Annotated in this window: 12 protein-coding genes; 4 read left to right on the forward strand and 8 right to left on the reverse strand. The window is 71.1% G+C overall.

Going from position 1 to position 13,656, the window contains the following annotated elements; genetic code table 11:
- The first annotated feature begins 93 nt into the window (after positions 1–93).
- On the forward strand, positions 94–357 hold the full coding sequence (locus tag Ate02nite_RS26640; RefSeq protein ID WP_203810214.1) for a GlsB/YeaQ/YmgE family stress response membrane protein: 264 nt from the start codon (positions 94–96) through the stop codon (positions 355–357).
- Here Ate02nite_RS26640 and Ate02nite_RS26645 read toward each other — a convergent pair.
- Positions 323–925 carry a DUF6518 family protein gene (locus tag Ate02nite_RS26645; RefSeq protein ID WP_203810216.1) on the reverse strand — a complete coding sequence of 201 codons (603 nt, stop codon included), beginning with the start codon at positions 923–925 and terminating at the stop codon, positions 323–325. The genes Ate02nite_RS26640 and Ate02nite_RS26645 overlap by 35 nt on opposite strands.
- 114 nt (positions 926–1,039) lie before the next feature.
- Here Ate02nite_RS26645 and Ate02nite_RS26650 point away from each other — a divergent pair, with 114 nt between their 5' ends.
- Positions 1,040–1,939 (forward strand): NAD(P)-dependent oxidoreductase, encoded by a 900-nt coding sequence (locus Ate02nite_RS26650; protein ID WP_203810218.1) that lies wholly within the window; start codon positions 1,040–1,042, stop codon positions 1,937–1,939.
- Here Ate02nite_RS26650 and Ate02nite_RS26655 read toward each other — a convergent pair.
- Positions 1,842–2,735, reverse strand: a complete 894-nt coding sequence (locus tag Ate02nite_RS26655) for a GlxA family transcriptional regulator (protein ID WP_203810220.1) — start codon at positions 2,733–2,735, stop codon at positions 1,842–1,844. The genes Ate02nite_RS26650 and Ate02nite_RS26655 overlap by 98 nt on opposite strands.
- Positions 2,736–2,834: 99 nt before the next feature.
- On the opposite strand from Ate02nite_RS26655, the gene Ate02nite_RS26660 reads away from it, so the two are divergent.
- Positions 2,835–3,455 (forward strand): L-threonylcarbamoyladenylate synthase, encoded by a 621-nt coding sequence (locus Ate02nite_RS26660; protein ID WP_203810222.1) that lies wholly within the window; start codon positions 2,835–2,837, stop codon positions 3,453–3,455.
- A 29-nt stretch (positions 3,456–3,484) separates the two neighbouring features.
- On the opposite strand, the gene Ate02nite_RS26665 is transcribed toward Ate02nite_RS26660, so the two are convergent.
- The 5 genes from Ate02nite_RS26665 to Ate02nite_RS26685 are packed head-to-tail and all read right to left on the reverse strand — an operon-like array spanning position 3,485 to position 10,397.
- A complete protein-coding gene (locus Ate02nite_RS26665) occupies positions 3,485–4,504 on the reverse strand; it encodes a hypothetical protein (protein WP_203810224.1) in 1,020 nt (339 codons plus the stop codon).
- 10 nt (positions 4,505–4,514) lie between these two features.
- Positions 4,515–5,624: a trypsin-like peptidase domain-containing protein gene (locus tag Ate02nite_RS26670; protein ID WP_203810226.1), complete on the reverse strand. Its 1,110-nt coding sequence runs from the start codon at positions 5,622–5,624 to the stop codon at positions 4,515–4,517.
- Entirely contained in the window at positions 5,624–8,395 is a 2,772-nt protein-coding gene (locus tag Ate02nite_RS26675; protein WP_203810228.1) for an ATP-binding protein, read from the reverse strand. The genes Ate02nite_RS26670 and Ate02nite_RS26675 overlap by 1 nt, the downstream gene beginning before the upstream one ends.
- A complete protein-coding gene (locus Ate02nite_RS26680) occupies positions 8,392–9,456 on the reverse strand; it encodes a hypothetical protein (RefSeq protein WP_203810230.1) in 1,065 nt (354 codons plus the stop codon). The genes Ate02nite_RS26675 and Ate02nite_RS26680 overlap by 4 nt, the downstream gene beginning before the upstream one ends.
- Positions 9,457–9,476: 20 nt before the next feature.
- Positions 9,477–10,397 carry a trypsin-like serine peptidase gene (locus tag Ate02nite_RS26685; RefSeq protein ID WP_203810232.1) on the reverse strand — a complete coding sequence of 307 codons (921 nt, stop codon included), beginning with the start codon at positions 10,395–10,397 and terminating at the stop codon, positions 9,477–9,479.
- Between the two features lie 289 nt (positions 10,398–10,686).
- Here Ate02nite_RS26685 and Ate02nite_RS26690 point away from each other — a divergent pair, with 289 nt between their 5' ends.
- Positions 10,687–11,211 carry a P-loop NTPase family protein gene (locus Ate02nite_RS26690; protein ID WP_203810234.1) on the forward strand — a complete coding sequence of 175 codons (525 nt, stop codon included), beginning with the start codon at positions 10,687–10,689 and terminating at the stop codon, positions 11,209–11,211.
- Here Ate02nite_RS26690 and Ate02nite_RS26695 read toward each other — a convergent pair.
- Positions 11,188–13,650 carry an ABC transporter permease gene (locus tag Ate02nite_RS26695; RefSeq protein ID WP_438871254.1) on the reverse strand — a complete coding sequence of 821 codons (2,463 nt, stop codon included), beginning with the start codon at positions 13,648–13,650 and terminating at the stop codon, positions 11,188–11,190. The genes Ate02nite_RS26690 and Ate02nite_RS26695 overlap by 24 nt on opposite strands.
- Positions 13,651–13,656 lie beyond the last annotated feature (6 nt).

The raw sequence follows: 13,656 nt of genomic DNA on the forward strand, positions 1-13,656 counted from the left end.
AATCACCGGTCCCGCAGCGAAATCCGGGGTTCCCCCGATGTGACGCACAGCCGCCCGAGGCAGATTTGACGAAGGGACTTTCAAGGAGCTGCCGTGCACATCACCGGGATCATCACCGCGATCATCATTGGCCTGATCATCGGCGCCCTGGGGCGCCTTTTCGCCCCCGGTAAGCAGGACATCCCGATCTGGCTGACCATCCTGATCGGCATCGGCGCCGCCATCGTCGGCACGTTCATCGCCGCCCTGATCGGGGTCGCCGACACCCCCGGCATCGACTGGATCGAGTTGACCATCCAGGTCGTGCTGGCCGCCGTGGGTGTCAGCGCGATCGCGGGGGCGCGCGGTCGCCGCTGACCGTCGGCACGATGACCGCAAGGGCCAGGAGCATGGCGCCGACCACGGCTTCGACCAGGTAGGGGCCGGGCGACAGGGTCCAGTGGATGACGTGCCGCCAGCCCGGCACGACCCGGGCCGCGACGATAACGACCGGTTCGAGGAACAGCAGCGCCCCGGTGACCAGGGTGGCGGCCACCGGGACGTTCGACGCCCGGCGCCGCACCCAGGCCCCGAACGCGCCGAGCACCGGCCCGCTCACCAGCCCCGAGAGCAGCCAGCGGAGGTTCACTCGCAGCACGTGCACCAGGTGTTCGCCCAGGGGCAGCTGGTCGTCGGTGATGACCGCCACGACCAGGTAGAAGCCGAGCAGCGCCGCCCCCGTGGCCGCCAGCCCGGCGACCGCGCCGCGCGGCAGCGACCGGGTGTGCAGCCCCGCCGCGAACGCGACGAGCAGCCAGGGTGTGCTGAGGTTGCCGATGGTGTCACGCAGGCCGTAGTGGTGGCCCTTGATCAGCGCGGCCAGCGCACCGAAGACCAGCGCCGCCCCGAGGAGGCTCACCGCCCGGCGCAGGGTAACCGTGGGCATACGCGGGCTGTTCCTCCATCGGGGTAGCTGAGAACGCCCAAGATCATGGCATGTGGCGGGATCACGACGCACGATTGCGACGGCTGGGCCGCCGCCAGGTCCTACCGTTAGGCAATGGTGCTGGGGTTTGTCGGGCTCGGGGTGATGGGGCGGCCGATGGCCACCAACCTGGTCAAGGCCGGTCACGATCTGGTCGTGTGGACCCGGTCGGGTGCCGAGTTGGCGGGAGCGCGCAACGCGGGCCGGGCCGGCGAGGTGTTCGAGCAGGCCGAGGTCGTGTTTCTGATGCTGGCCAACGCCGAGGCCATCGACACGGTGATCGGCCCCGAGGTCAGCGGCCGCATCGTGGTGCACATGGGCACGACCGCGCCCGAGTACTCCGCCGGGCTCGGCGAGCGGATCCGGGCGCTGGGCGGGCGCTACGTCGAGGCTCCGGTCTCCGGGTCGCGTGGGCCGGCCGAGGCCGGGCAACTGGTGGCGATGCTGGCCGGCTCGGACGACGACCGGGCGACCGTGAAACCGCTGCTCGCGCCCATGTGCCGGGAGGTCTTCGAGTGCGGGCCGGTGCCGCAGGGGCTGCTCCTGAAGCTGGCCGTCAACACCTTCCTGATCAGCATGGTCACCGGGCTGGCCGAGGCGTTCCACTTCGCGCAGGGGGTGGGGCTCGACCCGGCGCTGCTGCGGGACGTGCTCGATGCCGGGCCGATGGCGTCCTTCGTTTCCCGGGGCAAGGCCGGCAAGCTGGTCGACCGGGACTTCGCGGTGCAGGCCTCGATCCGGGACGTGCACTACAACAACCGGCTCATCGTCGAGGCCGCGCGGGCGCACGGGCTGGCGGCGCCGCTGCTGGAGGTCTGCGCCCAGCTATACGCCGAGACCGAGGAGCTGGGCCACGGCGGCCAGGACATGGCCGGCGTCATCCACGCGGTGACGGCGCGAAGCGCGACCGGTACTGCGACGGCGAGCAGCCGAAACGCCGCTGGAAATGCTGCCGCAGCAGAGCCGCGGAGCTGAAACCGGCGCGGCCGGCGGCCTCCTCAACCCCCAGCGAGGGCTGGGTTTCCAACAACCGCTGGGCGAGACTCACCCGCTGTTCCAGAATCCAGGCGTACGGCGTGACGCCGGTAGCCGCCCGGAACCGCCGCGCGAGGGAGCGCGTCGACAGTAGCGCCCGCCGGGCCAGCACCTCGATGGACAGGTCTTCGTGCAGGTTGTCGGCGGCCCAGTCGAGCAGCGCTGCGATGTCGTCGTCGGCGCGGCGGACGGGCGTCATGAACCGCAGGCCCTGGGCGACCGCGCCGGCCGCGACGGCTCCGTGATCCTTGCGGACCAGGTGCAGGCACAGGTCGATCCCGGCCGCCGCGGTGAGAACAGGGTCGTCATCGACGTACCCCACGGACGGGTCGACGCGCACCCGGGGAAACCAGTCGGCCAGTTGAGGTGCGTAGATCCAGGGCGCGGCCACCGTACGGCCATCAAGCAGCCCGGCCGCCGCCAAGGTGAAGGTCGCGGACCCGAGCGCAACCACCCGCGCACCTCGCGCGATCGCGGCGTGCAACGCCGTGGCAACGGCCGGATCCACCGCCCGGACCGGCGCGACCGGCGGCGCCACCGCGACCAGGTCGGCCTCGGAAAGCCGGTCCAGCCCGGCGGCAGGCGTGACGGTAAGCCCACCGAAGACCGGCACCGGCACGCCCGGCGCCGCCGACGCGATGGCAAAATCGAAGACGGGCGCCCCCGCAGCCGTCCGGTCAGTGCCGAAGACCTCGCAGTAGACGGCCAACTCGAACGGCCGGACGGTGTCCGACATAAGAACAGCTACGTTCCGCACACTCGGAAAGCCTGCCAGCGGCGACCCGCCCGGGGGATGGCCAGTTGGAAGACGGTGGCTTGGCCTAGGCTGGCGGGAGTGGCGAAGTATTTCGACGTGCACCCGGACAATCCGCAGCCGCGTTCCATCCGGCAGATAGTGGACATAGTCCGGGCAGATGGCCTGATCGCCTACCCCACGGACTCATGCTTCGCGCTGGGTTGCCGCATGGGCAACAAGGAAGGCCTGGACCGCATCCGCGAGATCCGCCACCTGGACGACCGCCACCATTTCACCCTGATGTGCCACGATTTCGCCCAGGTAGGCCAGTTCGTACAGCTGAACAACGCCTCCTTCCGCCTGGTCAAGGCGTCCACGCCGGGCCCGTACACCTTCATCCTGCCGGCCACGAAGGAGGTCCCCCGGCGGCTGCTGCACCCCAAGAAGAAGACCGTGGGGGTACGCATCCCGGAGCACCCGGTGGTGCAGGCGCTGCTGGCCGAGCTGGGCGAGCCACTGGTCTCAAGCACGCTGTTGCTCCCTGGCCAGGACGAGCCGATGACGATGGGCTGGGAGATCAAGGAAACCCTGGACCACCAGGTAGAGGCAGTGGTCGACTCCGGCGAGTGCGGCGTGGAGCCAACCACGGTGATCGACCTGTCGGAAGGCGAGCCGGAGATCCTTCGGGTGGGCGCCGGAGATCCGTCCCGCTTCGAGTAGCGATCCACTCCCGGCCGGCTCGAACCAGGTCAGAGATTCCAGGTCAGGGACGTGCCGATGGTGCCGGTCAGGGTCGCCGTTCCCACCTCTGTGCCGGCCGCCTGAAGGGTGTCTCCGGGCGGGCGGGTCAGCAGAAACGACACGGCGACTGTGGTGACGACGCTGACCCTGTCCCGGAATAGGAACGGGCGATCGTTGACCAGCTGGGTGCTGGCGCCGCCCTGCGACTTCACCAGCAGGACCGGTCCGTTGTGCCACAGCAGGGCGGTGGTCAAAAGCGAACGCTTGGCCCCGGGCGGGACGGTGGACAGCGAGGCGAAGAACTGGTCGATCTCGGCGACCAGCGCATCCGCCGCCGGAGCGCGCTTCGTGGCCAACTCGCGGCGGCGGTCATGCAGGACGCCGAGCCGGGTGAAGAGCGGGTCGTCCGGCGGCACCATGCGGAAGTCGTCGTGCCGGACCGTTTTCTTCGCGGCGATGAGCTCTCCGGCTATCGCCGCGACGGCGGATAGGTCGTCGACCGAAACCGGGATGGTGGTCAACGAGCGCTTGGCCGTGAACAGGCCCAGTACCGACGGAACGGCCGCAGCCAACGCCGCCACCACAGCGGACTCGGCGGCGTCCGGCGGCGCCGGGAGCAAGCGTCCGGCTGCGGTGAGCAGATTGGTCAAGGTCGCTTCCATCTGGACGGCGGCCGCCGACGCGGTCACCAGGTCGGGATCGCTGGTGAGCAGAACCGGCTCGCTGAGCAGCGGACCGACCGTCGTGGCCACCTGGGATGCCGCCAGGGCCAAGGCCTGATGTGCGCCGATCGGGATGACGCCGGTGACCGTCAGCTCGCCCTTGTCCAGCGTCGACAGGTCCGGGACCAGTGTGGCTGTCTGCTTCTGCAATGACTCGGCGGCCCGGAGGCGGCGGGCCGGCTCACTGTCCCATTCGGCGTTCTCACGTTCCTTGCGCTCCGCGTCGAGTTGGGCGCCGCGCGCCTCCCAGCGCAGCTTCTCCGTCTCGGCCGCGGTCTTTGCGGTGGCCGGCTCCGGTTCGCTCACGACTCCTCCTCTAGGCCGACAGTTCGGGGACCTGCGCCGCGTACCGCTGCCGGATGTCGGCCAGGATCGCCGGCAGCGGGGTGCCCACGTTCACGTACGCCACATTGCGCCCTTGGAAACGCATGCCGCTGGCGAACGTCGATCCGCGGTGCAGCCCGACCACCCTCCACCGGTCGTCCAGGACCGGCGAGCCGGACGAGCCGCCCATCGTGTCCGACAGGTACTGCAACTCGGCCGGCGCCGCCTTGATCAGCAGGTTGTTACGGATGGCGAACAGCTGTGGCCGCCCGTCCGGGTGCTGGATGACGTTGACCGCGGTGGCGTCGTCCGGGCGTACCGGCGCCAGCGGACCCGCGGCCGGAGTGAGCGGTGGCCGGCCGGACCCCGGCGCGAGCCGCAACAGGGCGTAGTCGAGCGTCGCGTCCCAGCCGACCAGCTCGGACACCGGTACCGTGACCCCCTCGACGTCCTCGTGGACGTAGTCGAAACGCACCACCGCCGCGCCGGCTTGCAACCGCAGGTCCGCCTCGCCCGCCGCTGGCTCCCCTTCGGAGCGCGCGTTGATCACATGGTGGTTGGTCATCAGCAGGTCGGGCGCGACCACCCAACCTGTACCCAGGAAACGCACCGGCTGCCCGGACCGCAGCACCTGCTGCCCGTCCTGGTGCCGAGGGATCTGCAGCTTCGCCACCCCGCCGGCCGCGGTGAGCGCACCGTCGAAGAACCCGCGAGGCAGCATGTCGTCCCGCAGCACGATGGCTTCCTGGATCTCCGGCAGGTCCGCCACCGGAATGCGTGGTGCACCGGACGCGCTGGTCTCCACCTCCGCGAGCGCCAGCCGAAGCACGTCGGCCTCGGCCATCGTGCCGGCCAGGTTCACCGCGTTCGTCAGGAACAACTTGAGCGGCACCGTGCCGTCGGTGAGGCGGTCGATCCCGTTGAGCTGGTCGAGATCGAGGGTGAGTCCGATCAACGGCGCCGCGGTGCCGCCGGGCAGCAGGCCACGCAGCGACGGCGGCAGCCCGGTGAGCAACGCCGCGCGGGTGGCCGGGTCATAACCGAGCACGGTCAGGATCGCTGTGCGGACGTCGGCGAACTCGGGCGGTGCGAGGTAGGACATCAGCCGGACACCTCCCGGGTTACCTCGAGCTCCCACGCCTCGCGGTAGTCGTCGATTCCGGCCAGCGCCGCGCCGGACAGCGACGCGTGCTCCGCGCGCAGCAGCCTCAGCACCGCCTGAACCAGCGCGCCGGTGTCCGCTCCGGTCCGGTCTCGCAGCTGCCGCACGATGATCTCCACCACCGTGACCGGGTCGGCCTGACCGTCGGGCAGGGCCAGTTCCGGGAGTTCGGCGATCACCTCGGCGATCGCCGTACGCAGGTCGATGACTCCACGGGAGGCCAGGAAGGCCAGGTCGTACACGACGACCGGGAACAGTTCGGCGAGCAGGTCGGGGTAATGGGGGCCGAGCCGGCAGAGCGCCAGCCGGATCAGCGAACGTTCGCGGTCGACGTCTGCGAAGCGGAGCACGTCCAGGGCGCCCGCGAGCCGGTCGCGCAGCGGACCTACCGCCGGGTCGCTCGGGTCGTCCTCGTTCTCCGGGTTCCGGACACCCAGGATCTCGGTCAACGTCTGGGCGTACGCCAACCGGGTCCGCATGCGGTCGGTGACCTCCGCGAGCCGCTGGAGAAACTCCAGGCAGCCGGCCACGTCACCGAGTTCCTCGGCGGCCTGCCCGCGCAGCCAGAGCAGCTCGGCGAGTCGCCCCTGGTTGCCCACCAGCGGGTACCCGGCGAGCGCCCGGTCGAGCAGGCCGGCGCCGTCGACGTGCCGGCCGAGGTCGAACAACGCCCGCGCCTCGATGGTGAACAGCGGGCTGTCCGGTGTCCGCTCGGTGCGTGCGCCCAGCAACTGCAGCACCGACTCGGGGCCGCCGTGCCGTACGTGTTCGCTGGTCTTGCGCGCGGTGAGCCGTTCCCATTCGTCCAGGTCGGCGATCCGCAGCACCTCGGCCGGCAGCCGGATGCTCATGTGTCCGGCCAGCCAGCGGCGCTGCCCGGGCGGCAGCTCGTCCACCGCCGAGCGCAGGTACGGCTCGGCCGACCGGGTCCAGCGCCCGTCCAAGGCGGCGGCCGGTTCGTCGAGCATCATCCGGTGGTAGAGCTCCTCGGCCCGATCGGCCGGTTCGTCCCGCGTCGAGTAGTACCGGACCGCGTACGTGTGAATTGCCCGCACCTGGGCGGGCTGGTCCCGGACCAGCAGGTCGAGCACCGGCCGCCGGACCTCTTCGCGGTAATGCAGCGAGCCGTCGCTCTCGATGCTGACCAGCGTCTGTTCCCGGCGCAGCCCGTCGAGCAACTGGGCGGCCCGGTTCGGGGAGATCTGGCCGAGCTCGCAGGCCGGGGCGAGCACGCGCCGGATCACCGCGGCATCCACCCGGCGCAGCACCATGCCGGGGTGGGCCAGGGTGCGGACGTCCGTGTCGTGGATGTGTTCGAGCAGTCGCTGGTACAGCTGACCGCGGATCAGCTCGGCGCCGATGGCCCAGGTGGACAGGCCGTCCAGCCCGGTCTTTCCGGGACCGGCCTCGCCCGCCACCCGAGCGGCCAGCCGCAGCGACAGCGGGTTGCCGCCGATCTGCCCGGTGATTCGTTCGGCGACCGCGTTGTCGGTCACCCCGAGCCGGCGCAGCAGCGTCACCGCCTCGTGCCCAGGCAGTTCACCGAGGAGCAGCTCGTAGACCGGGATCGGGCTGAGGTTCAGGTCGGGATGTCCGCGGCCGGCGATCAGGATGCGGAGCCGGGGCAGCCGGCGGTGCAGATGGTCCAGCATCGCCCAGAAGCCCAGGAAGTCCTCCTCGGACCGGTAGACGACCTCCTCGAAGGTGTCGAATACCAGCACGAACGGAACGCCGGTGGGCACCAGGCGGGCGAACGCGTCGTACAGGGACTCGTCGGCCTTGGACAGGTCGGAAAGGCGCGAGACGCGTTCGCTGTACTCACTGGCCCGGCGTTGCAACGAGCCGCGGCGGTCCCGGTAGAGCTCAACCTCGGCGTTGAACGCGCGCGACTCAGGGCTCGCATCGTCGCCTGCCACCGTCTGTGTGTCCAGCTGCGCGGCTGCCGAGACAAGCACGGTGAACGGCTCTACCAGGTCCAGCGTCTCGGAATCGAACGGCAGGTAGGCGAACGGGAGGTGGCCGGCGTCGAGGTGGTCCATGAGGAACCGGCCGATCAGCGCGGTCTTGCCGCTGCCACCCGGACCCCAGATCGCCAGCATCGACCCGGTCGCCGGGTCGGGTGCGTGCACGAAGAGGTCGATCGCCGCGCGCTCGGCGGCCCGGCCGGTGAAATGATCGTCGACGAGGTGTTCGAAGAGAGCCACCGCGGACCGGCGCCGCCGGGCGGCCTCGACCAGCGACCGCGGCGGAAGACCCGGCCGGCCCTCCAGCCCCCACTCGTACAGCTGGCGCAGGTTCTCCAGCTCCACGTAGGTCTTGTCGTCCAGAACGATCGGCTTCCCGTCCAGCCAGCGTTCGAACATCAGCTGCATGTCGGTGCGTTCCCGATCAGGGTTGACCTTGAGCGCGGCCCGCATCCGGCCGGTGGTGCCGAGGCGGCGCAGGGCGTTCCGGCGATGCTCGGTGCGCAGGCAGCGGAGGCCGGCGTGCCGCCATCCCACGGCCGGCACCGAGTACTCGTTCAGCACGGTGGAGGGTTCGGAGGTGTCCCCGTACGGCCGGATCCGCACCGGGTCGAACACGTGCAACACCGCCGCCGCGTCAAGGTAGGGCGTGACCCCGCGGGGCAGTGGCACGGCCGTCCGGCGGGCGGCGAACCGTGCTTCCAGCGCGGTGCGTAGCGACTCGGAGGTCAGTGGGGGGTCCGTCATGACGTCGTGCTCCCGGTCAGGGTCCGATGGTCGGTCACCTCAGCGAGGTCACTCAGCCGCAAGGCGAGTTCGGCCAGGTCGGTGACCGGGTCGGCGAACCCCTGCAGCACCTCGGCCTCGGCGACGACGGCCCGTTGATCGTCAGGCGCGATCCCGGCGTGGCCGAGGACCACAGCTATCGCGGCGCGCACCGAGTCGAACGGGATCGGCCGCGTCTCCTCGGCGGCGATCATGCCCGGCCGAATGGTCAGAGCGCTGCGGTCGAAGTCGGTCAGGATAAGCCGGTGCCGGTCCCGGGACACGCCGGTGGTCATCAGGAACGCCAGCTTGGTGATCAGGGTCTGAGTCTCCCGGCGCACCTCCTGCCCGTTGAATCCGTCCAGCAGGAACCACCAGTCGAAGCCGGAGTTGTTGGCCACGCTCAGCACCCAGTTGGCCAGGTCCTTCGCCCATCGGTCGCCGTTGGTGGTCTTCGGCGGTTGTTGCGCCGGATCGCCGCCGAGGATGGTGACCAGGTCCCGGGCCAATTCCTCGGCGCCGGTGGACGGCCCCTGCCCCTCCTCCAGCGGAATCCGGCAATGCTGGATTCCGCGCCTGGCCGACAGCACGTGGTCCACGAAGTCGCCGGTGTAGGTCTTACCGAACCCGCTCGGGCCGGTCACCACCATGACCGGCCGGGTCGGCCGGATCTCCAGGAAGTCGCGCAGCGCAGCGCGGGTCGACTGCCGATCCAGGAACGGCAGTTTGCTGATCATTATCAATGCCTCGAACGGGTCCGGCGCCGGCGGTGGCGGGGTGCGCAGGCGGGCGACGGTCGTTGCGACCTGCAACGGCAGCAGCAGTTCGAGCAGGACGACCACGGCCGGCGGGTCGTCGTGGTAGGCGTCTTCTGTGCATAGGGCGAGAACACGCTCCACCAGGATCCGCGGCTCGCCGTCGGGTAGCCGCTCGGCGAGCCGGCCGGGGATGGCCGCAGCCAGCGTCTGGCGCGGCGAAGCGACGGTTGCCACCACCCGCAGCAGCCGGGTCTTGATATCGTCGTACTCGGCGGCGGTCAGCATGCGGTCCGCTCCATCGCGGTTCAGGCCTTCCAATCGGACAGATTCTTGAAGACCGGCGGCGAGATCCGGGTGCCGGAATTGGTGGTCGGCCCGCCGTAGGCGTGCACTCCCACCCCGATCCGGCGGCCGTCCTCGTCGATCACGTAGACCGCGGCGCCGCTCTGCCCGCCGGCCGTGTCCAGGTCGTAGTGGACCTTCGACGGCGCCAGCGCGGCCACCGCCCGGGCGTCGTACCAGAGCGTGCCCGGCTCCTTGTCGCCCGGATAGCCAGCGATGTTGACCACCCGCTCGGCCAGTTCCTCGTCGGGAAACACGCCGAAGCCGAGGGTGCCGACAGTGTCGCCAATCGGAGTGGGCACCACGATCGCGGCATAGTCGTAGTTCTGGTCGCCGCCGTTCGCCCACCCGTGCACGGTCCAGAAGCGGTTCGCCGTGACGGCGCCGAACGGCAGGGCCGTACGGTTGCGCCCGGGCATCACCTGAATGCTCAGCACCCAACCATTGCGCGCCGCCACCGGGCTGTTGTTGATGTAGACGCAGTGCCCCGCGGTGGCCAGCACGTGCGGGGCGATGAACCAGCCGGTGCCGATCCACTGCGACCCGTCCCGCGCTGTGATCAGCAGCGACGCCATGCTCGACCACGGATAACGGGCGGTGTCCGAGACCGCGACCCGGTCGTCGGCCCCATGCACTGTCTCCATCTGCATCTCGCCGCCGAACGAGGCAACGCCGATATCGGGCAGCACGGCATCCGGCGCAAGCAGCTCACCGGCCGCCTCCCGGCGTAACCCAGCAATCGACTCCACCACGCCGTTCGGCTCGATCGGCTCGGCCCGGCCCGGAACCGGAGGCGACAGCTGGACTGCGCCTTCGCTCTCCTCCTCGACCGGCACATTGGTGATCGGGGCGTGCGGGTCCACCACGCCTGCGACATCGCCCATTGTCTCTCCCCTTACATGTGCCGTGACCTGCATCGACGTGGTGTCGCCGTAGAGAGCGAAGCGTCACACCGGACTTGCCATGGTGTCGAGGCTGGTGTCCTAGATCCGGCCGGTCACGGCCTATCACCCGTTCGGGGACGCGCAGGGAAACCGTCAAGACTCCGGCATTCAGTGATGTCACGCTGATGTGCGATCTGACATTCAGCCCGGACGGGCGGAAGCTGGCCGCTGACTGGCAGTTGACGCCGCAGCGCCCGCGACCCCCTCCGGCCCCGCCTATAGTCGGGACGTGCAGCGTGTCCTCGTCGTGGCAATGTCCGGGGCGGGGAAGACCACCGCGGCGGGGCGGCTGGCTGATGTTCTCGGGCTGCCGTTCCACGAGATGGACGCCCTCGCCATCGGCCCCGGCTGGGCGACCCCACCGACCTTCGTCGCCGACGTCGAGCGCATCGTCCGGGAGCCCGGCTGGATCTTTGATTCGTGGGGGCCGCCGGACGTGCGCGACACGATGTGGGCCGCCGCCGACACCGTGGTGTGGCTCGACTATCCCCGCCGTGTCGTACTGCCCCGGCTGCTGCGCCGGTCCCTCTCCCGCTCGTGGCACCGGGAGAAGATCTTCGGCGGAAATGTCGAGCTGTGGCGCGACTGGCTGTCCCCGGTGCACCCGTTCTGGCACGCGGTGACCAACTTCGCCGCCCGGCGCGCCTACCTGGCCGAGCGGACCGCCCGGGAGACGCACCTGCGGACCGTTCACCTGCGCACCCCGGCCGAGTTCGACACGTGGCTCGCCCTAGTCGTGGGCGATGGCGCGTAGGACATTGAGGCGGGCCGCGCGGGCCGCCGGGGGCAGCGAGGCCAGCACGCCGGTGACGACGGCCAGGCCCAGGTAGGCGCCCATCCGGTCCAGCGGCACGACCAGGTCGGTGACGCCCTGGGTCTGCAGGGCCCGGACCGTGGCGGCGCCCAGGGCGGCGCCGGTCAGGACGCCCAGCAGGGCGCCGAAGATGGAGATCACGGTAGCTTCGGCGGCGGTCATCAGCATGGTCTGGACCCGGTGCAGGCCGACCGCGCGCAGCAGACCTAGCTCGCGGGTGCGTTCCAGGACCGACAGGGCGACAGTGTTGACGATGCCCAGTACGGCGATCACGACGGCCAGGGCCAGCAGCAGCTGCACGATCCGCAGGAGACGGTCGGCCTTGGCGTTCTGCTGGGCCGTGTAGGCGGCGCGGTCGCTCACGACCACTTCGGGGCTGTCCGCGAGCAGGGTCGTCAGCTGCTGCTTCGCCGCGGCCGCGTCGGCTCCGGGGCGCAGCCGCACGAAGGCCTGGGTCGGCTGGCCGGAGCGGAACCCGGCGGCCGCGGAGGCGGGCAGCAGCCATCCGTTGAGCAGATCGGTATCGGTGTAGACGCCGGCCAGCGTGTACTGCCGGGCCTCACCGCGCGGCAGCCGGACGGTCACCCGGTCACCGACGTGCGGGCCGGCTGCGGTCACGTTGCGCTCGTCGACCAGGATCTGGTCGGCGGCGAGGGTGCCGATCCGGCCGGCGGCCACGGTCAGCCCGAGCATGTCACGCAGTGCGGGAACGTCGGTGACCGTCTCCACGTACGCCCGCTGCCCGTCGATGTCGGCACCGCCCTCGCCCAGCCCGGTGACCGCCTGCACGCCGGGCAGGGCGGCGATCCGGGTGAGGACCGCCGGGTCGAAGCCGGCCCGGCCCGCCCCGTTGGCGTCGCCGCTGATCATCAGGTCGGCCCGCACCTGATCCTCCACGAGCCGGCCGACGCTGGTCGTCGCGGAGACGAACACGGTGGAGATCCCGGCGAGCAGCGCGACCCCGACCATCAGGGCCGCGGCCGTCGCGGCGGTGCGCCGCGGGTTGCGCCGGGCGTTGAGCCGCGCCAGCCGCCCCGGCACCGACCAGGCGAACACCCACCCGATCAGTCCGGCCGCCGGCCGCGCGGCGGCCGGCGTGAGCATGACCGTCCCGGCGAACCCGGCACCCACCCCGCCGAGCAGCAGGGACGCGCTGCCGCCGGCGTAGCCGAACCCCAGCAGCCCGGCTCCGGCGGCGAACACGACGGCTCCGGCGACCGTGAGCCTGGTCAGCGGCCGTTCGGGTGCCTCGGTGTCGCGCAACGCGGCGATCGGTGGCACCCGCGCCGCGTGCCTTGCCGGCACCAGCGCGGCCAGCATGGTGACGAGCAGTCCGACGGCGAACGCGGCGCCGACCGCGCTGCCCGGCACGACCAGCGGCGCCCGGGCCACCAGAGCACCGACTCCGATTCCAGCGGCCAGCCCGGCGACCGAGCCGGCGAACCCGACGAGGGCGGCCTCGGCGAGCACCGAGCCGATCAACTGACGACGGGAGGCACCCATGGCGCGCAGCAGCGCGAGTTCCCGGGTGCGCTGCGCGACGAGCATCGAGAAGGTGTTGAGGATCAGGAACGCGCCGACGAACAGGGCCACCCCGGCGAATCCCAGCAGGAGGTCGTTGGTCAGGCTCAGCGAACGGCCACGGTCGGCGCCGTCGGCGATGCTGACCTGTTCCCCGGTCCGGACCCGGTAGCCGGAGCCGAGGGCCTCGGCGACCCGCTGCCGCAGCTCCGGCGCGGACACGCCGGCGCGGGCGGCGACCGAGATCGACGAGTACGCGCCCGGCGCGCCGAGCATGACCGTCTGCGCGACCGGTTCGGTGAACGCGACCACCTGCTGCTCGGTGTCGGGGTAGTCGAAGACGCCGACGACGGTGAACGTGCGCTTCGGTCGCAGGGTCAGAACCGCGGCCTGGTCGCCGACCCGCACACCGGCGGTCCGGGCGAGCGCGGCACTGATCGCGATCTCGGTGTCGAGTCCCGGGCCGCGCCCGTCGCGCAGCTGCGCCGCGCGGCCCAGGCCCGGCCAGCTGACGCCCAGGCGGGCCTGATCCGGCGAGGACACGACCTTGCCGGATGCGCCGATCAACCGGGCGCCGTCGGCGGACACCACGCCGGTCGCGGCGGCCACCCCGTCCACCGTGGCCAGCCGGGCGGTCAGTGCGGCCGGCACGCCGGCGGCGGAGATCGGGTCGGCCGAGCTCACCACCACGTCGGTGCCGGCCTGCACCCGGCGGGCGACGTCGGTGTAGGAGCCGCCGAGGGTGGCGGTGAGGATCAGCGCGCCCGCAACGAACGTGACCCCGAGCATCACCGCCAGCCCCGACAGCATCAGCCGGCGCCACCGAAACACGGTCCCCTTGACGATCATTCGCAGCACCGGACC

Origin of the sequence: Paractinoplanes tereljensis (assembly GCF_016862435.1) — a bacterium.
In the GTDB taxonomy this organism is placed as follows: Bacteria; Actinomycetota; Actinomycetes; order Mycobacteriales; family Micromonosporaceae; genus Actinoplanes; species Actinoplanes tereljensis.

Excerpts from the sequence above, each read along its gene's own strand:
- Ate02nite_RS26650 (WP_203810218.1), top strand. The coding sequence starts at position 1,040 with ATGGTGCTGGGGTTTGTCGGGCTCGGGGTGATGGGGCGGCCGATGGCC.
- Ate02nite_RS26680 (WP_203810230.1), bottom strand. The coding sequence starts at position 9,456 with ATGCTGACCGCCGCCGAGTACGACGATATCAAGACCCGGCTGCTGCGG.
- Ate02nite_RS26670 (WP_203810226.1), bottom strand. The coding sequence starts at position 5,624 with ATGTCCTACCTCGCACCGCCCGAGTTCGCCGACGTCCGCACAGCGATC.
- Ate02nite_RS26685 (WP_203810232.1), bottom strand. The coding sequence starts at position 10,397 with ATGGGCGATGTCGCAGGCGTGGTGGACCCGCACGCCCCGATCACCAAT.
- Ate02nite_RS26655 (WP_203810220.1), bottom strand. The coding sequence starts at position 2,735 with ATGTCGGACACCGTCCGGCCGTTCGAGTTGGCCGTCTACTGCGAGGTC.
- Ate02nite_RS26645 (WP_203810216.1), bottom strand. The coding sequence starts at position 925 with ATGCCCACGGTTACCCTGCGCCGGGCGGTGAGCCTCCTCGGGGCGGCG.
- Ate02nite_RS26675 (WP_203810228.1), bottom strand. The coding sequence starts at position 8,395 with ATGACGGACCCCCCACTGACCTCCGAGTCGCTACGCACCGCGCTGGAA.